This window comes from Leifsonia xyli subsp. cynodontis DSM 46306, assembly GCF_000470775.1.
Lineage (GTDB): Bacteria > Actinomycetota > Actinomycetes > Actinomycetales > Microbacteriaceae > Leifsonia > Leifsonia cynodontis.
The window spans coordinates 1,531,830-1,550,929 of record NC_022438.1; the positions used below are offsets into that span (position 1 = coordinate 1,531,830).

Annotated in this window: 18 protein-coding genes; 8 read left to right on the forward strand and 10 right to left on the reverse strand. The window is 67.7% G+C overall.

The annotated features are described in order from the left end of the window. The first annotated feature begins 40 nt into the window (after positions 1–40). Genes ctaE through qcrB form a run of 4 tightly spaced genes read left to right on the forward strand, consistent with a single transcriptional unit; the run spans position 41 to position 4,284 of the window. On the forward strand, positions 41–685 hold the full coding sequence (gene ctaE, locus O159_RS07280; protein ID WP_021755114.1) for an aa3-type cytochrome oxidase subunit III: 645 nt from the start codon (positions 41–43) through the stop codon (positions 683–685). Positions 686–708: 23 nt separating this feature from the next. Continuing rightward, a complete protein-coding gene (qcrC, locus tag O159_RS07285) occupies positions 709–1,545 on the forward strand; it encodes a cytochrome bc1 complex diheme cytochrome c subunit (protein ID WP_021755115.1) in 837 nt (278 codons plus the stop codon). A 49-nt stretch (positions 1,546–1,594) separates the two neighbouring features. After that, positions 1,595–2,668: a cytochrome bc1 complex Rieske iron-sulfur subunit gene (gene qcrA, locus O159_RS07290; protein ID WP_021755116.1), complete on the forward strand. Its 1,074-nt coding sequence runs from the start codon at positions 1,595–1,597 to the stop codon at positions 2,666–2,668. Next, positions 2,665–4,284, forward strand: coding sequence for a cytochrome bc1 complex cytochrome b subunit (gene qcrB, locus O159_RS07295; protein WP_021755118.1), 1,620 nt, complete (start codon positions 2,665–2,667; stop codon positions 4,282–4,284). Before qcrA ends, qcrB begins: the two co-directional genes overlap by 4 nt. On the opposite strand, the gene O159_RS16800 is transcribed toward qcrB, so the two are convergent. Then, positions 4,275–4,622: a hypothetical protein gene (locus O159_RS16800; protein WP_021755119.1), complete on the reverse strand. Its 348-nt coding sequence runs from the start codon at positions 4,620–4,622 to the stop codon at positions 4,275–4,277. The genes qcrB and O159_RS16800 overlap by 10 nt on opposite strands. Before the next feature lie 9 nt (positions 4,623–4,631). Here O159_RS16800 and O159_RS07300 point away from each other — a divergent pair, with 9 nt between their 5' ends. Further along, on the forward strand, positions 4,632–5,129 hold the full coding sequence (locus O159_RS07300) for a class I SAM-dependent methyltransferase (RefSeq protein WP_021755120.1): 498 nt from the start codon (positions 4,632–4,634) through the stop codon (positions 5,127–5,129). Positions 5,130–5,273: 144 nt separating this feature from the next. On the opposite strand, the gene O159_RS07305 is transcribed toward O159_RS07300, so the two are convergent. From O159_RS07305 to O159_RS07325, 5 genes are all read right to left on the reverse strand, one after another. Then, entirely contained in the window at positions 5,274–5,696 is a 423-nt protein-coding gene (locus O159_RS07305) for a cytochrome c oxidase subunit 4 (RefSeq protein WP_021755121.1), read from the reverse strand. A gap of 4 nt (positions 5,697–5,700) precedes the next feature. Continuing rightward, the gene (ctaD, locus tag O159_RS07310) at positions 5,701–7,449 is read right to left on the reverse strand and encodes an aa3-type cytochrome oxidase subunit I (RefSeq protein WP_043993633.1); all 1,749 of its coding nucleotides are present in this window, start codon (positions 7,447–7,449) and stop codon (positions 5,701–5,703) included. A gap of 8 nt (positions 7,450–7,457) precedes the next feature. Next, positions 7,458–8,351 carry an aa3-type cytochrome oxidase subunit II gene (gene ctaC, locus O159_RS07315; RefSeq protein WP_043993634.1) on the reverse strand — a complete coding sequence of 298 codons (894 nt, stop codon included), beginning with the start codon at positions 8,349–8,351 and terminating at the stop codon, positions 7,458–7,460. Positions 8,352–8,497: 146 nt separating this feature from the next. Further along, positions 8,498–8,854 carry an iron-sulfur cluster insertion protein ErpA gene (erpA, locus tag O159_RS07320; RefSeq protein WP_021755124.1) on the reverse strand — a complete coding sequence of 119 codons (357 nt, stop codon included), beginning with the start codon at positions 8,852–8,854 and terminating at the stop codon, positions 8,498–8,500. Positions 8,855–8,930: 76 nt separating this feature from the next. Next, positions 8,931–10,352: a dipeptidase gene (locus O159_RS07325; protein ID WP_021755125.1), complete on the reverse strand. Its 1,422-nt coding sequence runs from the start codon at positions 10,350–10,352 to the stop codon at positions 8,931–8,933. 43 nt (positions 10,353–10,395) lie between these two features. On the opposite strand from O159_RS07325, the gene O159_RS07330 reads away from it, so the two are divergent. Both O159_RS07330 and O159_RS07335 read left to right on the forward strand, forming a co-directional pair. Further along, the gene (locus O159_RS07330; protein ID WP_021755126.1) at positions 10,396–10,992 is read left to right on the forward strand and encodes a DUF3043 domain-containing protein; all 597 of its coding nucleotides are present in this window, start codon (positions 10,396–10,398) and stop codon (positions 10,990–10,992) included. A gap of 1 nt (position 10,993) precedes the next feature. Continuing rightward, positions 10,994–11,872, forward strand: coding sequence for a ribonuclease HI family protein (locus O159_RS07335; protein ID WP_021755127.1), 879 nt, complete (start codon positions 10,994–10,996; stop codon positions 11,870–11,872). Between the two features lie 129 nt (positions 11,873–12,001). Here O159_RS07335 and O159_RS07340 read toward each other — a convergent pair whose 3' ends face one another. Genes O159_RS07340 through hisD form a run of 3 tightly spaced genes read right to left on the reverse strand, consistent with a single transcriptional unit; the run spans position 12,002 to position 14,887 of the window. Beyond that, entirely contained in the window at positions 12,002–13,033 is a 1,032-nt protein-coding gene (locus O159_RS07340) for a quinone-dependent dihydroorotate dehydrogenase (RefSeq protein ID WP_021755128.1), read from the reverse strand. A 26-nt stretch (positions 13,034–13,059) separates the two neighbouring features. Then, entirely contained in the window at positions 13,060–13,533 is a 474-nt protein-coding gene (gene nrdR, locus O159_RS07345) for a transcriptional regulator NrdR (protein WP_021755129.1), read from the reverse strand. A 52-nt stretch (positions 13,534–13,585) separates the two neighbouring features. Continuing rightward, positions 13,586–14,887, reverse strand: coding sequence for a histidinol dehydrogenase (gene hisD / locus O159_RS07350; protein WP_021755130.1), 1,302 nt, complete (start codon positions 14,885–14,887; stop codon positions 13,586–13,588). A gap of 62 nt (positions 14,888–14,949) precedes the next feature. Here hisD and O159_RS07355 point away from each other — a divergent pair, with 62 nt between their 5' ends. Then, on the forward strand, positions 14,950–15,465 hold the full coding sequence (locus tag O159_RS07355) for a flavin reductase family protein (protein WP_021755131.1): 516 nt from the start codon (positions 14,950–14,952) through the stop codon (positions 15,463–15,465). Between the two features lie 24 nt (positions 15,466–15,489). Here the strand turns inward: O159_RS07355 and dnaE are convergent, their stop codons facing one another. Then, positions 15,490–19,005: a DNA polymerase III subunit alpha gene (gene dnaE, locus O159_RS07360; RefSeq protein WP_021755132.1), complete on the reverse strand. Its 3,516-nt coding sequence runs from the start codon at positions 19,003–19,005 to the stop codon at positions 15,490–15,492. Positions 19,006–19,100 lie beyond the last annotated feature (95 nt).

Genomic DNA, 19,100 nt, shown 5'->3' on the forward strand with positions numbered 1-19,100 from the left:
GCCACTCAGGTGAGAAAACCACGGCTTCTTTTCAGCCATAATGGGTTACGTGACGAGCACTTCCCTTACCCCTTCCAAGAGCGCGCCGGCGATCAACCGGCCGAACGTCGTGGCCGTCGGCACGATCGTCTGGCTCGGCTCCGAGGTGATGTTCTTCGCGGGACTCTTCGCGATCTACTTCACACTCAAGTCGACCTCCGGACCGTTGTGGGCCGCCGAGACGGCGCACCTCAACATCCCGTACGCGGCGGCCAACACCACGATCCTCGTGCTGAGCTCGGTGACCTGCCAGTTCGGCGTGTTCGCCGCTGAGCGTCTGCAAGCACACCGGACCGGCGGTGTCCTGCAGTTCTGGAAGTGGGGCATGGTCGAGTGGTTCGTGCTCTCCTACATCCTGGGCGCGGTCTTCGTCTCGGGTCAGATCCTGGAGTACGCGACGCTCGTCAGCGAGGGGATCTCGCTCAGCTCCAACGCCTACGGTTCCGCCTTCTACCTGACGACGGGCTTCCACGGCCTCCACGTCACCGGCGGCCTCATCGCCTTCCTGCTCGTCATCGGCCGCGCCTACGCGGTCAAGAACTTCGGCCACAAGGAGGCCACGAGCGCCATCGTCGTGTCGTACTACTGGCACTTCGTGGACGTCGTGTGGCTCGGACTGTTCGCGGTCATCTACATCATCAGATAGAAATCAGGAGCTGACCTCACCTCATGCGTCCCCGCGTATCCGGTAACACCCCGTCCCACAAAACGGCGAAGGCGCCCCGAAAGAGCGGCCGTCGTCACCCGCTCGCCACCGTCGCTCTGCTGGCGATCGGCCTCGGCCTCACCGGTGGCGCCTACGCCGCCTTCACCACCACGGCCTCCGCGGAGCAGCCGACCGTTCAGGCCGCGTCGCAGGAGTCGATCAAACAGGGCAAGAATATCTTCCAGACCAACTGCGCCACCTGCCACAACTTCGACGCGCAGGGCACGGTCAACGCCCCGTCGCTCATCGGCGTCGGCGCCGCCTCGGTGGACTTCCAGGTCGGCACCGGCCGCATGCCGATGCAGATGCAGGGACCGCAGGCCGAGCAGAAGCCGGTGCAGTTCACCGACGCCGAGATCGCACAGCTGGCCGACTACGTCGCCTCCCTCGCACCCGGCCCCTCGATCCCTGAGCAGAAGTACCTCGCCGCCGACGGCGACGCCGCCAAGGGCGCCCAACTCTTAAGCGTCAACTGCGCGATGTGTCACAACGTCGCCGGCGCCGGGGGCGCGCTCACCGAGGGAAAGTTCGCCCCGCCGCTGACCGGTGTGAGCGCCAAGCACATCTATGAGGCCATGATCACCGGCCCGCAGAACATGCCGGTGTTCAACGACCTCAATATCGACCCGCAGGGCAAGGCCGACATCATCACGTACCTCAAGCACATCCAGAACAACCCGTCCCCGGGCGGCTTCGAGCTCGGCTCGCTCGGCCCCGTGGCCGAGGGACTCTTCCTGTGGATCTTCGGTCTCGGCGCGATCGTCGCGCTGACCGTGTGGATCACGGCGAAGTCCAACTGACGGACCATCTGGCGTACTTGTAGAAGCACAGCGGTAAGAAGGAGAACCAATGGCACAGGATGAGAACGGTGGTCACGAGCTGACGCCAGCCAGTTCATCGGCCGTCGACGTGCATCGGACCGGCGACCCCGGAACGGCGGTGATCGTCCGCGACGCCGTCGAGAACCCGGGGTTCCCGCCCCACCGGTCGCGCGTCACCGACCTCGACCCCACGAAGGAGCGCCGGGCCGAGCGGACGGTCTACACGCTGTTCTACCTGTCGATCGCCGGCTCCGTCTGGGCCGTCGCCGCCTACATGGCCTTCCCGATCAACGACAGCGACCCGGGCTCGGTCCGGCTGAACAACCTCTTCATCGGTCTCGGGATCTCCCTCGCGCTCCTGGCCATCGGCATTGGCGCCGTGCACTGGGGCAAAGGGCTCATGCACGAGAAGGAGGGGGTCGACCTGCGTCACCCCGTCCGCGGCTCCGAAAGCACCACGGAGCGCGCAGTGGAGGTCTTCCGTCAGGCCGACGAGGAATCGGGCTTCAACCGCCGCACCCTGGTGCGCAACAGCCTCATCGGCGCACTGATCGCCTTCCCGCTGCCCGCGGTGGTCCTGTTCCGCGGCCTCGCGCCGCAGAACCTCGATCCTGTCGAGGAGCTCAGCCAGACCATGTGGGCCAAGGGCATCCGCCTCACGCGCGATCCCTCCGGCACCCCGATCAAAGCTTCCGACGTCACTCTGGGCAGCGTGTTCCACGTCATCCCCGAGGGACTCAACGATGTCGAGGACATGCTGGAGCAGAAGGCCAAAGCCGTCGTCCTCCTCATGCGCCTCAAACCGGAGGACCTGCACGTCTCCGAGGGCCGCGAAACCTGGAACTACGACGGCATCGTCGCCTATTCGAAGGTCTGCACGCACGTCGGGTGCCCCGTCGCGCTCTACGAGCAGCAGACCCACCACCTGCTCTGCCCGTGCCACCAGTCGCAGTTCGACATCTCGCACGAGGCCGAGGTCATCTTCGGACCGGCGAAGCGGCCCCTGCCGCAGCTGCCGATCACCGTTGACGCCGATGGCTACCTGGTCGCCCGCAGCGACTTCCACGAGCCCGTCGGCCCGAGCTTCTGGGAGCGCCATTGAGCACCACGACCGCCGCAGCACCCGCGGCATCCGCACCGGTCAAGAAGGGTGGCTTCACGGCGGCGGCCGCGAACTACATCGAAGACCGCACCAGCATCTCGGGAGCCGTCAAGGAGTTCGGGCGCAAGATCTTCCCGGACCACTGGTCGTTCCTCCTCGGTGAGGTCGCGCTCTACAGCTTCGTCGTCATCCTGCTGTCTGGCACGTTCCTGACCTTCTTCTTCCAGGCGTCGATGGCCGAGGTCGTGTACCACGGCTCGTACGTTCCGCTGAAGGGCATCCACATGTCCGCGGCCATGGAGTCCACCCTCAACATCTCCTTCGAGGTCCGCGGCGGACTGCTCGTGCGCCAGATCCACCACTGGGCGGCCCTGCTGTTCGTGGCCGCCATCGGCCTGCACATGCTGCGCGTCTTCTTCACGGGCGCCTTCCGCAAACCGCGCGAGCTCAACTGGGTGATCGGCTTCACGCTGTTCGTCCTCGCGATGGCCGAGGGTTTCACCGGCTACTCGCTCCCGGACGACCTCCTCTCGGGCAACGGCCTCCGGATCATCGACGGACTGATCAAGGGCCTTCCGGTGGTGGGCACCTGGATCTCGTTCCTGCTGTTCGGCGGAGAGTTCCCGGGCACCGCGATCGTCGGACGCCTCTACACGCTGCACATCCTGCTGCTCCCGGCGATGGTGCTCGCGTTCATCACATTGCACCTGGTGTTCGTGGTTGTCCACAAGCACACCCAGTACGCCGGCCCGGGCCGCACGCAGGGCAATGTCGTCGGCTACCCGGTGCTCCCGGTGTACGCGGCCAAGGCCGGCGGTTTCTTCTTCATCGTGTTCGGCGTCGTGGCGCTCATGGCATCGCTGTTCACCATCAACCCGGTGTGGAACTACGGACCGTACGACCCCTCCCCCGTCTCGGCGGGCACCCAGCCAGACTGGTACATCGGCTTTGCGGACGGTGCGCTTCGTCTCGTGCCGCCGGGCTGGGAGTTCGTGTGGCTGGAGCGCACCTGGTCGTGGAACATCATCGTGCCGGTCGCCATCCTCGGCCTGTTCATCGTGACCGTCATGATCTACCCGTTCATCGAAGCGTGGATCACCGGCGACAAGCGCGAGCACCACATCCTGGACCGTCCGCGCAATCAGGCCACCCGCACTGCGATCGGCGCCGCCGGTGTCACATTCTACGCGGTGTTCTGGGCGGCGGCGAGCTCCGACCTCATCGCGACGCACTTCAAGGTTACGATGGAGGGGGTCATCCACTCCCTCCAAGCGCTCCTCATCGTCGGCCCGGTCATCGCCTACTTCATCACGAAGCGCATCTGTCTCGCGCTCCAGAAGAAGGACCGGTCGATCGCGCTGCACGGGTTCGAGACCGGCCGGATCGTGAAGCTTCCGGGTGGCGAGTTCATCGAGGTCCACGAGCAGCTGAGCGACTACGAACGCTGGCGTCTGGTCAGCTTCGAGGCGTACGAACCGCTGATGATCCGCCCGAACAAGCAGGGCAAGATCACCTTCGGCAGCCGGATGCGCTCGAGTCTGTCCCGGTGGTTCTTCGAGGACCGCATCGTGCCGCCCACCCGCGGCGAGCTGGAGTCCGGCCACGATCACCACTGATCGCTGACCGAACCGGTCACCCGCACCGTGCGAAAGCGCCGGCCGTCATCGACGGCCGGTGCTTTGCCGTTTCCCCCCCGTCCTCCCCCGATCGCGGAGCATCCCATGCCTGATCTCCCCGCCTCGCCTCGTGGCTGCGCTGCCCGGCGTGCGCCGCCGACCTCGAACCGGTCGACCGGCTCACCCTCGGCTGCCCCACCGGGCACCGCCACGACGTCAACAGACGCGGCTACGTCTCGCTCCTCGGCGGCGGCGCGTACACCGCCCTCACCGAGGCCGTCGCGTCCGCAGCGTCCGGCGGCGAGCGGATCGTCGACGCCGGCGCCGGCACCGGCCACTACCTGCGCGTGGCCCTCACCTCGATGTCCTCCGGCCTCGCCCTGGACCTCTCCCCCACCGCAGTGGCCCGCGCGGTCCGCTCGGACCCCCGCATCGACGGCGTCGTCGCGGACACCTGGCGGCCGCTGCCCCTGCGCGACCGTGTCGCCGATGTCCTCCTCAATGTGTTCGCTCCGCGCAACCTGCCGGAGTTCGCCCGTGTCCTGCGCCCCGAAGGCACTCTCGTGGTCGTCGTCCCCCGCCCGGACCACCTCGCCGAGCTGCGGACCGACGGCGGCATGCTCGACATCCCCGATGACAAGGCCGACGCCGTGCTCACGGCAGCCGACGCGTTCTTCGCGCTGGAGTCACGGGTCCACATCCACACCAGCATCGCCCTCGATGCCACCCTCCGCGCCGCTCTCCCCGCGATGGGCCCCACCGCCCACCACGGCCGCCCCAGCCCCGCAGAAGCGCCCTCAGCCACCCTCTCCGTCGACCTCCTCCGCCTCGCCCGCCGCCCCTGACACCCCCACCCACGCGCCCCGCCATCCCTTCCGGACTTCTTCACGCAACACCCGGCGTGTTGCGTGAAGAAGTCCGGAAGCGAAGGGGGATGCAGAAAACGGCCGCCCTGAGGGGACGGCCGCTTTCGTGGGTGGGGGGAGTGTTCAGCGGGCGAAGTAGCCGCGGTAGTACTCGAACACCCAGCCCACGATGCAGACGAGGGCGAAAGCCACTCCGATGAAGCAGAGCCAGAATCCGACGGCGAGGCCCAGGAGGACGAAGGCGGCTGCGCTGGCGAGGGCCACGGGCCACCAGCTCCACGGAGAGAAGTGGCCGAGTTCGGGGTCACCGTCGTCGATGTTCGCGTCGAGACGGTCCTCCGGCAGTTCGCCGCCCTGGGAGGCGTGCGAGCGTCCGACGTAGAAGGCGATGAACGCGGCGAGGATGGCGCTCAGCGCCAGCGCGACCGTGCCGACCCACTCCACCTTGAGGTGCATGGGGTCGATCAGGCTCCAGAGCGTGTAGACGATCGCTGAGAGGAGGAAGAAGACCGCGAGGATCCAGAAGAGAATCGCGTTGGCTCTCATGGGTTCACTTCACCTTGTTGTCTGCGAGGTCGAGCACGGGGACGTCCGGGGCGTCCTTGCCGACGCCGATACCGATGGGGATGCCGGCCTCGGGGTGGTTCAGATCGAACGCCGGGGACTCCGAGCGGATGCGCGGAATCGACGTGAAGTTGTGCCGCGGCGGCGGGCAGGAGGTCGCCCATTCGAGGGAGCGGCTGTAGCCCCAGGGGTCGTTCACGGTCACCTTGGGCGCATTGCGGGCGGTCAGGTAGACATTCACGAAGAACGGGATCATCGAGACCGCGAGGATGCCGGCGCCGACGGACGAGAGCTGGTTCATCCAGGTGAAGCCGTCCGAAGGCAGGTAGGTCGCGTAGCGGCGCGGCATGCCGACGACGCCCAGCCAGTGCTGCACGAGGAAGGTCATGTGGAAGCCGATGAACAGCAGCCAGAAGTGCCACTTGCCGAGGCGGTCGTTGAGCATCTTGCCCGTCCATTTCGGCCACCAGAAGTAGAAGCCGGCGAACATAGCGAAAACGACCGTTCCGAACACGACGTAGTGGAAGTGCGCCACGACGAAGTAGGTGTCGGAGACGTGGAAGTCCAGGGGCGGCGACGCCAGGATGACACCGGTCAGCCCGCCGAAGGTGAACGTGATGAGGAAGCCGATCGACCACAGCATGGGCGACTCGAAGGTGAGGGAACCGCGCCACATGGTGCCGATCCAGTTGAAGATCTTCACGCCGGTCGGGACCGCGATGAGCATGGTCATGAGTGAGAACCAGGGCAGGAGCACCGAACCGGTCACGTACATGTGGTGCGCCCACACGGTGATGGAGAGGGCCGCGATGGCGATCGTCGCGTAGATGAGGGTCTTGTACCCGAAGATCGGCTTGCGGCTGAACACGGGGAAGATCTCGGACACGATGCCGAAGAACGGCAGCGCGATGATGTACACCTCGGGATGGCCGAAGAACCAGAACAAGTGCTGCCAGAGCAGCGCTCCCCCGTTCGCGGCGTCGTAGATGTGCGCGTCGAACACGCGGTCGGCGGCGAGGGCGAACATCGCGGCGGCGAGCACGGGGAAGGCCATCAGCACGAGGATCGACGTCACCAGCGTGTTCCAGGTGAAGATCGGCATCCGGAACATCGTCATGCCCGGGGCGCGCATGGTGATGATGGTGGTGATGAAGTTCACCGCGCCGAGAATGGTCCCGAAGCCCGACAGGCCGAGGCCGAGCACCCACAGGTTCCCCCCCACGCCCGGGGAGAACGTCGTGCTGGAGAGCGGCGCATAGGCGAACCAGCCGAACGAGGCGGCGCCCTGCGGGGTGAGGAAGCCGGCGACGGCGATCAGCGAGCCGAAGGAGTAGAACCAGTAGGCCAGCGCGTTCAGCCGCGGGAACGCCACGTCCGGAGCGCCGATCTGCAGTGGCATGAGCACGTTCGCGAAACCGGCGAAGAGCGGTGTCGCGAACATGAGCAGCATGATCGTTCCATGCATCGTGAACAGCTGGTTGTACTGCTCCTTGGTCGCCACCACTTGCAAACCCGGCTCGAAAAGCTGGGCGCGGATGATGAGGGCCATCACACCGCCGATGAGGAAGTAGACGAAGGAGGAGATCAGGTACATGTACCCGATCGTCTTGTGGTCCGTCGACGTGATGTAGTTCACGAGGATGTTGCCCTTGCGCTCCACTCCATTGGCGGAGAGGAGGGCGGGCTTCGGAGCGGGCGCGGTGGCCACTCCAGGCGCCGGTGCTGTGGTCGTCATCGTGTGTCCTACTCGTTACCCTCGGAAGCCTTGGGGGCGTCGGTGCCGGGGAGGTTGTTGTTGCGGTCGTACTCGGACCCCAGCTTGCCCGTGTAGCCCTTGTCGCGAAGTGACTGGATGTGCGCATCGTACTCGGCCTGGGAGACGATCTTCACGTTGAAGAGCATTGCGGAGTGGTACTCGCCGCAGAGCTCGGCGCACTTGCCGACGAAGGTGCCGGTGCGGTCCGTCTCGAAGTACATGTAGTTGGTCTTGCCCGGGATGACGTCTTTCTTGTACAGCATCGCCGGCACCCAGAACGAGTGGATCACATCGCGCGAGTCGAGCTGAAGGGTGATCTTCTTGTGCTCCGGGAGGTAGAGCGTCGGAATCGAGCCCTCCACGACCGAGCCCGGCGTGGCGTTCGCGTCGTCCGGCTGGACCTGGATGCCCGGGTCGTAGACGTTGTCGTCGAGGTAGTTGAAGTCCCACGCCCACTGCTTGGCGTAGACCTGGATGGTCACATCCGGGTTGGCGTACGGCTTCTCGATGGCGTTCTGGTCGCGCGCGGTGAAGGCGAAGAAGCCGAGCACCAGGATGAGCGGCACGATCGTGTAGAAGATCTCGATCGGCATGTTGTAGCGCATCTGCACGGGCAGGCCGGTCTGGCCCTTCCGACGGCGGTAGACGATGACGGCCCAGAGGATCAGTCCCCAGACCACGAGGCCGACGAGCAGGAGGACGATCCAACTCGTCACCCAGAGCCCGCTGATGCGCTCGGTGTGGTTGGTGACGGGCGACTCGCCCTCGACGAATCCCGGGAGGAATCCGTTCAGCTGTGCTTGCGTACATCCAGCCAGCACGGCGACGAGTGTCGCTGCGACAGGGATTGCAGCCCATCGGAGACGGCGATTGTGACGCACCGGTGACCTTTCGAGTGACTTCTGGGACAGTTCACATTCAAATGTATGTGGCTGTGTCTACCCTACTCCGCCGGACACTCTGGTTTGTACACACAGGGCCGCCCGGTGAGTGGCGGCCCTGTGTGGAGGTGTGTGCTATGCGAGCCTCAGTGGAAGGAGTCTCCGCAGGCGCAGGAGCCCGCCGCGTTGGGGTTGTCGATCGTGAAGCCCTGCTTCTGGATCGTGTCTTCGAAGTCGATCGTGGCGCCGTCGAGGTACGGCACGGACATCTTGTCGACGATGACCTCGACGCCGTCGAAGTCGACGGCGGCGTCGCCGTCGAGCGTCCGCTCGTCGAAGTACAGCTGATAGATCAGACCCGAACAGCCGCCCGGCTGGACGGCGACGCGCAGCCGCAGATCGTCGCGCCCTTCCTGTTCGAGCAGGCTCTTGACCTTGACGGCCGCAGTGTCGGTGAGGCCGACGCCGTGGGCCTTGGTGCCGGTCAGCGCTGTGTCGGTCATGGGACTCCCTTGCACGAATGGATGCGAATCTGCGACGATTCTACGTCGCTTTCCGGTGAGACGCCGCGTTCGCGTCTTACTCCGAGTACACGCTCAGGCGGGCCAGGAGCAGCGCCTCGGACAGGATGGCCCGCTTGAACACGCCGAGGTGCAGCGACTCGTTCGGGCTGTGCGCCCGTGTGTCAGGGTCCTCGACACCGGTGACCAGGATCTGCGCGGCCGGGAACTCCCGCACGAGATCGGCGATGAACGGGATGGACCCGCCCACACCGGTCTCCACCGCCTCCTTGCCCCAGCCGTCGGCCATCGTCCGTTTGGCCTCGGCAGCCGCCCAGCCGTCGGTGTCGACCAGGAAAGCCTCGCCGGTGTCCACGTCCTCGATCGCGATGTGCGCGCCGAACGGCGCGTGTGCGCGGAGGTGCCGCTCCAGGGCGGCGAAGGCGTCCGCTGCGGGCTGGCCCGGGGCGACGCGGGCGCTCAGGCGCGCCGCCACGCTCGCCAGGAGGGTGTTGGACGCGTCGGCCACGCTCGGCGCGTCGACGCCGGTGACGGTCACGGTCGGCTTGGACCACAGGCGCGACAGGAGAGGGCCAGAGCCGATGGGGGTCACGCCCGGCAGCAGCGCGGCATCCTTCCGGAACTGCTCCTCGGGGAAGTGCGGCGGCTCGGCGGCGGCGGTGTGCGCGAGGAGGCCCTCGACGGCGACCTCGCCGTTCTCGTCGTGCAGGGTCGCCAGGAGTTTGACGAGCGCGAGCATCGCGTCGGGCGCGGCGCCGCCATACATCCCGGAGTGCGAGGCGTGCTGGAGAGTCGAGACGGTGAGCGTGAAGGCGACGTTGCCCCGCAGGGACACTGTCAGCGCGGGCGTCTCGGAATCCGCGTTGTCGGAATCGGCCACGATGATCGCATCGGCGCTCAGCGCGGCCTTGTTCTCGGCGAGGAAGTTCGCGAACGAGCGCGAACCGAACTCCTCCTCCCCCTCGATGAAGACCGCGAGACCGAGGTCGAAGTCGGGGCCGAGCGCCTCGGCCAAGGCGCGGACGCTCGCGACGTGGACCATCACGCCGGCTTTGTCGTCGGCGGCGCCGCGGCCGTAGAGGCGGTCGCCGCGGACGGTCGGCTCGAACGGCGGCGTGTCCCAGCCGGCGGCGTCGCCCGGGGGCTGCACATCGTGGTGCGCGTAGAGGAGCACGGTCGGGCGCCCGTTCTTGGCGGCGCGGGTGGCGAGCACGGCGGGCTGGCCGAGGGTCTCGCCTTGGATCGGGGCGCGCTTCACCTCCACCGCGTCGAAGACCCCGGTGCCGGTCAGCATCGCCGCGACGGCGTCGGCGCTCGCCCGCACGTTCTCCGGGTCGTAGGCGGCCCACGACACCGAGGGGATGCGCACGAGGCGGGAGAGCTCGGCGATGGTGGAAGGGAGCCCCGCCTCCACGGCGTCGTACACGCGCTGCTCGGTCGCTGAGGACGCTGCGGGGGAAGTCGGCTGAGAGTCGGTCATGCGGGTAATCTTAAGCGGACCCCCGACTATCGAAGGCTTGACGTTGGCTAAACGACAGAACCCGGCGGCCGAGGCGGAGACGCCCGTCGTCGAGACCCCGGAAGAGACCGCTGCCCGGCTGAAGCAGGGCAAAGGCGCTCCGACGCCCTCCCGCCGGGAGCAGGAGGCCGCGCGCAAACGGCCGCTGGTGCCCGACGACCGCAAAGAGGCGGCGAAGCTGGCCCGTGCCAAACAGGCGGAGGCGCGCGAGAAGGCGCGCATCGGCATGGCGAACGGCGACGAGCGCTACCTGACGGTCCGCGACCGCGGGCCGCAGCGCCGCTTCGTGCGCGACTTCGTCGACGCGCGCTTCTCCATCGGCGAGTTCCTCATCCCGGTCATGCTCGTGGTCATCGTCCTGAGTCTCCTGCCCTGGGCCTTCATGCAGGTGTGGGGCCTGCTCGCGCTGTGGACGTTCTTCCTGATCGCGGTGATCGACGGCTTCGTCCTGGGCTTCCAGGTCCGGCGACGCGTCGGCTGCAAGTTCGGCGAGTCGAAAGTCGAGCGGGGCCTGCGCTGGTACGCCGCCATGCGGGCGTTCCAGCTGCGGGCCATGCGTCTGCCGAAGCCGCAGGTCAAGCGCGGACGGTACCCCGGCTGACGTGACGATCGTGGCAGCGGCGGACGGCTCCGCCCTCGGCAACCCCGGCCCCTCGGGCTGGGCCTGGTATGTGGACGACGAGCGCTGGTCGGCGGGCGGCTGGCCGCACGGCACCAACAATATGGGTGAGCTTATGGCCGTCATCGACCTCCTGGAGTCGACCGCGCACCTGGACGACGACCTCCGCATCCTGTGCGACAGCCAATACGTCATCAACTCGGTGGCCAAGTGGATGCCGGGCTGGAAGCGCAAGGGATGGCGCAAGTCTGACGGCTCCCCCGTGCTCAACCGCGAACTCCTGGAACGGCTGGACCGCGGCTTGCAGGGCCGGAGCTACACGTTCGAGTGGGTGAAGGGCCACGCCGGCCACGACCTCAACGAGGCCGCCGATGCGCGGGCGCGGGCGGCCGCCACGGCCTACCAGAAGGGCGACACCGTCCCGATCGGTCCGGGCTGGCCGGGGCGGGCGCCGGGCACAGGCGAACCCGCCGCCGACGCCGCGCTGGAGTTCGATCTCTTCGACGGCCTGCCGGCCGAGGAGACCGACGAGCAGACAGTGGAGCGGCTGGAGCGCGAGCTGCTGGAGCCGGCCGTGCGCGCCGATTCCTCGCGAGTCGCCGCGCTGCTGCATCCCGGATTCGAGGAGATCGGCCGGTCAGGGCGGCTCTGGGGCCGCGACGCGCTGCTGGAGTCCCTGGCCGACGAGGACGCCCCCGCGGCCGAGCTCACCGTTCTGGGCGCCGAGAGGATCGGCGAGGACGCCATCCTGCTCACGCTGCGGACGACGGACACGCGCGGCGGCACCCTGCGCAGCTCGCTGTGGCTGCGCTCCGCCGGACGCTGGCGCCTCCGCTTCCACCAGGGTACCCCCGAGCCCTAACCGCCCCACACCCTCCCCCACCCCGCATCGAAAACGGAGGAGACCCCACCCCCGATCGCGGAGAACTCCTCCGTTTCCCGCCATCGCCCGGCGTGTCGTTCCGGGACTCCTACCTTTCCGACGCCGTGCTCAGCGAACGCGAAGCGCCGACAGCCCCCGGTTGATCTGCCGCGCCCACAGCGGTCCGCGGTAGAGGAAGGCCGTGTAGCCCTGCACGAGGGTCGCTCCGGCATCCAGTCGCCGCTGCACGTCCTCGGCCGTCTCGACGCCGCCGACGGAGATCACGCACAGGCTGGGCGGGACGTTGGCACGGATGAGCGTCAGCACCTCCAGGGACCGGGCCGCGAGCGGCGCGCCCGAGAGCCCGCCCGCACCAGCGGCCTCGACCACGGCCGGGCCGGAGATGAGGCTGTCCCGCGCGATGGTCGTGTTGGTGGCGATGATGCCCGCGAGACCGAGTTCGACGACGAGTCTCGCGATCGCGACGATCTGCTCGTCGGTGAGATCGGGAGCGATCTTGACCAGGAGCGGCTTCTCCCCCGCCGCCGCCTTCACAGCGGTCAGCAGGGGTGCGAGCAGCTCCCGCTCCTGGAGGCCGCGCAGGCCGGGCGTGTTCGGCGAGCTGACGTTCACGACGAGGTAGTCGGCGACCGGAGCGAGGGCGCGGGCACTGACGAGGTAGTCGGCCGTGGCATCCTCGACGGCGACGACGCGGCTCTTGCCAATGTTGACGCCGAGCACCGGCCGGCGGCAGGCTCGGCGCACCCGCAGAAGGCGGTTCGCCGCCGCTCCCGCGCCGTGGTTGTTGAAGCCCATCCGGTTGATCACCGCGCGATCCGGAAGGAGGCGGAACAGCCGAGGCCTGTCGTTCCCCGGCTGCGGGCGCGCCGTGACCGTGCCGACCTCCACATGGCCGAATCCCAGATCGCCGAGGCCGATGACGCCCTCGCCGTCCTTGTCGAAGCCCGCGGCCATGCCGAACGGCGAATCGAACCGGAGGCCGAGCGCCTCCACCGCCAGCGAGGGGTCGGGGGCGGTGAAGCGGCGCAGGAGAGCGCCGAGACCGATCACGGGCAAGGCGCGGATCGCCGCGAACGCGAGGCGGTGCGCCCGCTCAGGATCGAGCCGGGACAGGACGAGGGAGAAAAGTGTGCGATACATGCCGGTACGAGAATACCCGGCTGACCTCAGACCTGGACGTCCGCCGGCTCGCCGCGATGCTCGATGCGCAATTGTTGGATGGCCGACTCGAAATCCTCCAGCGAGTCGAACGCCTGATAGACGCTCGCGAAGCGGAGGTAGGCGACCTCGTCCAGTTCGCGCAGCTCGGGCAGGATGGCCAGGCCGATGTCATTGGCCTCGATCTGGGAGGCCCCGGTGGAGCGGATGGTCTCTTCGACCTTCTGGGCGAGGACGGCGAGATCGGAATCGGTCACCGGCCGGCCCTGGCACGCCTTCCGGACGCCGAGCACGATCTTCTCCCGGCTGAACGGCTCGACGACACCGCTGCGCTTGATGACGCTGAGGCTGGCGGTCTCCGTCGTGGAGAAACGGCGGCCGCACTCGGGGCACTGCCGCCGCCGCCGGATGGAGAGACCGTCGTCGCTCGTGCGGGAGTCGATGACACGGGAATCCGGATAGCGGCAGAAAGGGCAGAACATACCGAGAATTCTAGCGGCGATCGGGACGCCGGGGCCTGGTCAGGCCCGCTCCTCACAAGCGGAGGGTCACCGCCTCGCCGTGCGCGGGCAGGTCTTCCGCGCCGGACAGCGCGACGATCCGGCCGGCGACCGCGCGAAGCGCTTCCCGGTCGTAGCGGATCACCTGCTGCGGGCGCAGGAAGGAGTACGCGCCGAGGCCCGGCGAGAAGCGGGCCTGGCCACCGGTCGGCAGGACATGGTTGGAGCCGGCGAGATAGTCGCCGAGGCTGACGGGCGCGTGCGGTCCCACGAAGATGGCGCCGGCGTTCTGGATGCGGGCGAGAAGCGCCTCCACATCGACCGTCTGAAGCTCAAGGTGTTCGGGACCGTAGGCGTTGCTGAACGCGGCCGCAGCGTCCAGATCGTCCACGAGCACGACGGCGGACTGCTGACCGCCGAGCGCAGCGCGCACACGCTCGGCGTGGCGGGTCGAGGCGACGAGCGTCCCGAGTTCGGCCGCGACGCGGCCCGCGAAGGCCGGGCTGTCGGTGACGAGCAGGGAAGCGGCGGCCTCGTCGTGCTCCGCCTGGCTGATCAGATCGGCGGCGACATAGCGCGGGTCGGCCGTGTCGTCGGCGATCACGAGGATCTCGGTCGTGCCGGCCTCTGAGTCGATGCCGGTCTGCCCCCGCACGATGCGCTTGGCGGCGGCGACATAGATGTTGCCCGGCCCGGTGATCACCCGCACCGGGTCGAGCCCGAGCTCTCCCACACCCCAGGCCAGCGCACCGATCGCTCCGGCGCCGCCCATCGCGTAGACCTCGTCGATGCCGAGCAGGCCGGCCGCTCCGAGGATGGTCGGGTGGACCGCACCGCCGAACTCACGCTGCGGCGGGCTGGCGAGTGCGATGGAGGCGACCCCGGCGACCTGCGCTGGAACCGCGTTCATGACGACGCTCGACGGGTACACCGCCTTGCCGCCCGGGACGTAGAGACCGGCGCGCTCCACCGGCTGCCAGCGCTGCTCGATGACCGCACCGGGTCCGATACGGGTCACGGCCGCAGACGGGACCTGGACGGCGGTCGCCTCGCGCACGCGGGCGATCGCCTCCTCGAGCGCCTCCCGCACCTCGCCGGGAAGGGCGTCCACCGCGGCCGCGATCTCCGCGGCCGGAACCCGCACGGACGCGGGCGCTCCGCCGTCGAAGCGCCCGGCCTGTTCCCGCAGGGCCGCCGCGCCACGCTCGCGCACATCGGCGATGAGGTCGGCGGCGACCGCCATGGCAGCCTGCACATCCACCACCGGACGGGGAACGAGGCGCTCGAAGGCGGTGCGAGTAGGCTGGACTCCGCGAAGGTCAATGGTCTGCATCATGGCCCGATCAGCCTAGCCCCATCCCGGAACAGCCCCAGCCGAACGGTTCTCGACAGCAGAGTATGAACAGCGAACCCGCCCGCCCCAGCGACCCGACGCCCGACCTGGCCGCCTTCCGCCTCGCCTTCCGGCGGCACGCGGCCGGGGTGTGCATCGTCACCGCGCAGAACGCCGAGGGCGAACCTGTCGGCTTCACCGCGACCTCACTGGCGTCGCTCGCGTCCGTCCCGCCTCTGGCGACCTTCAACATGGCGCTCTCCGCCTCCAGCTGGCCGGCCATCGCGGAGAGCGAGCGTGTCATCCTCCACATGCTCGGCGAGCGCAACAAAGGCGTCGCTGAGATCCTGTCGGCCGACAACACCCGCCGCTTCCTCGGCGACCACTGGCGACGCGGGCCGCACGGGCTGCCGGTGATCGCAGACGTGACGGCGTGGATGGTCGCGCGGATCGTCGACCGCTTCCCGGTACACAACAGCGCCGTCGTCGTGGTGCAGATCGAGGGCGGCGAGCTGGGCGACGAGGACGCGCCCCTGCTGTACCACGAGCGCGGCTACCATCGGCCGACGGCGCTGGGGTGACAGCCCCACCCACACCAGCGCCGCTCACACCAGGCAATTCGGGCCCAGCAGCCCTTTGAGCTCCCCGTAGAGGTCGGGCGACACTTTCACCGGCTTCGGCACCTCGAACACGCGAGCGACCGAGCCTTTCACGAGTCGCAGCCGCACCTCGCTCTCACCCGGGTGGCGGGTCAAGACGGACGCGAGCTCAGTGACCGTGTCGGTGGTCGCCCGGTGGTCCGGCATGGTGATCGTCACGGTCCCGACGTCGTCGGCCTGGCCGAGGTCCGGGACCATCAGGCTGAACGCGTGCAGGTTCATACCGTCGTCGCGCAGGCTCACGCGACCGCGCACGACGACGATCGAGTCGCCCTGCAGCAGACCCGAGAACTCCTGATACGCCTTGCCCATGAACATGGCGGTCATCTCACCGCCGAAATCCTCGACCTGGATCATCCCGTACTGATTGCCGGAGGCTTTCGCGACACGGTGCTGGACGCTGGTCACGAGACCCGCGATGACGACGGTCTCGCCGTCCTGAACAGTCTCCGAGGCGACGAGGTCGGCGATCGACGTGCTCGCGAGCTTCGCCAAGTGCAGTTCCAGCCCCGCAAGAGGGTGGTCGGAGACGTACAGGCCGAGCATCTCGCGCTCGAACGCGAGCTTGTCGCGCTTGACCCACTCCGGGCGCTCGGGGATGTGGTGCTGCGACCGGTTCTGCTCGTCGTCCCCCCACAGACTATCGAAATCGAACCCGATATCGCCATTGGCTTCGCTGCGCTTGATCTTGACCGCAGACTCCACCGCATCCTCGTGGACCTCCACCAGCGCCCGGCGGGTGTAGCCCAGCGAGTCGAAAGCGCCGGCCTTGATGAGCGATTCGACAGTGCGCTTGTTGGCGGCGTGAACGGGCACTTTGCCGAGGAAGTCGTGGAACGACTCGAACCGGCCGCTCGACTCCCGCGCCTCCCGGACGCCCTCGACCACGTTGGCGCCGACGTTGCGCACAGCGCCCATCCCGAAGCGGATGTCCTCGCCGACGGCCGCGAAATACAGGCTGGACTCGTTGACGTCGGGCGGGAGCACCTTGATGCCCATGCGACGGCACTCGTTGAGGTACAGCGCCATCTTGTCCTTGGAGTCGCCGACGCTCGTGAGAAGCGCCGCCATGTACTCGGCCGGATAGTGGGCCTTGAGATAGGCGGTCCAATACGAGATGACCCCGTAGGCAGCCGAGTGCGCCTTGTTGAACGCGTAGTCGGAGAACGGGAGCAGGATCTCCCAGAGCTTGTTCACGGCCTCCATCGAGTACCCGTTCTCGACCATGCCCTGTGAGAAGCCCTCGAACTGCTTGTCCAGTTCCGATTTCTTCTTCTTGCCCATCGCACGGCGCAGAATGTCGGCCTGCCCGAGCGAGAAGCCCGCGACCTTCTGCGCGATGGCCATGACCTGCTCCTGGTAGATGATCAGGCCGTAGCTGGTGGAGAGGATGTCCTCCAGCGGTTGCGCGAGCTCGGGATGGATGGGCGTGATCTCCTGCTGCCCGTTCTTCCGCAGCGCATAGTTGGTGTGCGAGTTCGCGCCCATGGGGCCGGGCCGATACAGCGCGATGAGGGCCGAGATGTCCTCGAAGTTGTCCGGTTTCATCAGGCGCAGCAGCGAGCGCATCGGTCCGCCGTCGAGCTGGAACACGCCGAGCGTGTCACCGCGGGAGAGCAATTCGTAGGCGGCGCGGTCGTCCAGCTCCAGGTTTTCCAGCACGAGCTTCTCGCGGCGGTTCGCCTCGATGTTGTCGAGCGCGTCGTTGATGATCGTCAGGTTCCTGAGGCCCAGGAAGTCCATCTTGATCAGGCCGAGGGACTCGCAGGCCGGGTAGTCGAACTGTGTGACGATCTGGCCGTCCTGCTCCCGCTTCATGATCGGGATGACGTCGATGAGCGGGTCCGAGGACATGATCACGCCGGCCGCGTGGACGCCCCACTGCCGTTTCAGGTTCTCCAAGCCGAGCGCTGTGTCGAACACGGTCTTGGCCTCGGGATCGGACTCCACGACGGCGCGGATGTCCAGGGCCTCCTTGTAGCGCGGGTGCTGTTTGTCGAAGATCCCGGTGAGCGGGATGTCCTTGCCCATGACGGGCGGCGGCATCGCCTTCGTCAGCTTCTCGCCCATCCCGAACGGGAACCCGAGCACGCGCGAGGAGTCCTTGAGGGCCTGCTTGGCCTTGATGGTGCCGTACGTGACGATCTGGGCGACACGCTCCTCGCCGTACTTGTCGGTCACGTACTTGATGACCTCGCCACGGCGACGGTCGTCGAAGTCGACGTCGAAGTCGGGCATGGAGACGCGGTCGGGGTTGAGGAAGCGCTCGAAGATGAGGCCGTGCTGCAACGGGTCGAGGTCGGTGATCCGCATCGCGTAGGCCGCCATCGAGCCCGCGCCGGAACCGCGGCCGGGGCCCACCCGGATGCCGTTGTCCTTCGACCAGTTGATGAAGTCGGCGACGACGAGGAAGTAGCCGGGGAAGCCCATCTGCGAGATGACGCCGATCTCGTAGTCGGCCTGTTTGCGCACCGCCGGGGTGACACCGTTCGGGTAACGCTCGGCCAGACCCCGCTCGACCTCCTTGACGAACCAGGTCTGCTCGGTCTCACCGGCCGGGACCGGGAAGCGCGGCATGTAGTTGGCGGCGGTGTCGAACCGCACATCCACCCGCTCGGCGATCGCGAGCGTGTTGTCGCAGGCGTCCGGGTGATCGCGGAAGAGCTGCCGCATCTGCTCGGACGACTTCAGGTAGAACTCGTCCGCGTCGAATTTGAACCGATTGGGGTCGTCGAGGGTCGAGCCGGACTGGACGCAGAGCAGCACCGCGTGACTCTTCGCGTCGGCGGCGTGCGTGTAGTGGAGGTCGTTGGTGGCCACCAGCGGGAGGCCGAGCTCCTTCGCCAGCCGGATGAGGTCGGCCATGATCCGGCGCTCGATGCCGAGACCGTGATCCATGATCTCGGCGTAGAAGTTCTCCTTGCCGAAGATGTCGCGGAACTCGGCGGCGGCTTTCTTGGCCTCCTCGTACTGGCCGAGCCGGAGGCGGGTCTGGACCTCTCCGGAGGGGCAGCCCGTCGTCGCGATGATGCCCTTGGCGTACTGGCTGAGCAGCTCGCGGTCCATCCGCGGCTTGAAGTAGTAGCCCTCGATGGAGGCCAGCGAGGACATCCGGAAGAGGTTGTGCATCCCCTCGGTCGTCGCAGCGAGCAGGGTCATATGCGTGTAGGCACCGGAGCCGGAGACATCGTCCCCGCCGCCGTCCCCCCAGCGAATCCGGGTCTTGTCGGTGCGGTGTGTGCCCGGCGTGAGGTACGCCTCGGTGCCGATGATCGGTTTGATCCCGGCGTCGGTGGCGGTGCGCCAGAAGTCGAACGCGCCGAACATGTTGCCGTGGTCGGTGACCGCGACGGCGGGCATCCTCTGCTCCACCGCGGCGTCGATGAGCGGTTTGACGCGAGCCGCGCCATCGAGCATCGAGTACTCGCTGTGGACGTGGAGGTGAACGAAGGAGTCGGCCATTTCGTCTCCCAGCCTAGGGCTCCGCACCGACGGCCGTCTGTCCCCCACACCACCCGGAGGGATTCCGCGCCAGACGACAGGCTCCTCCCCTCTCT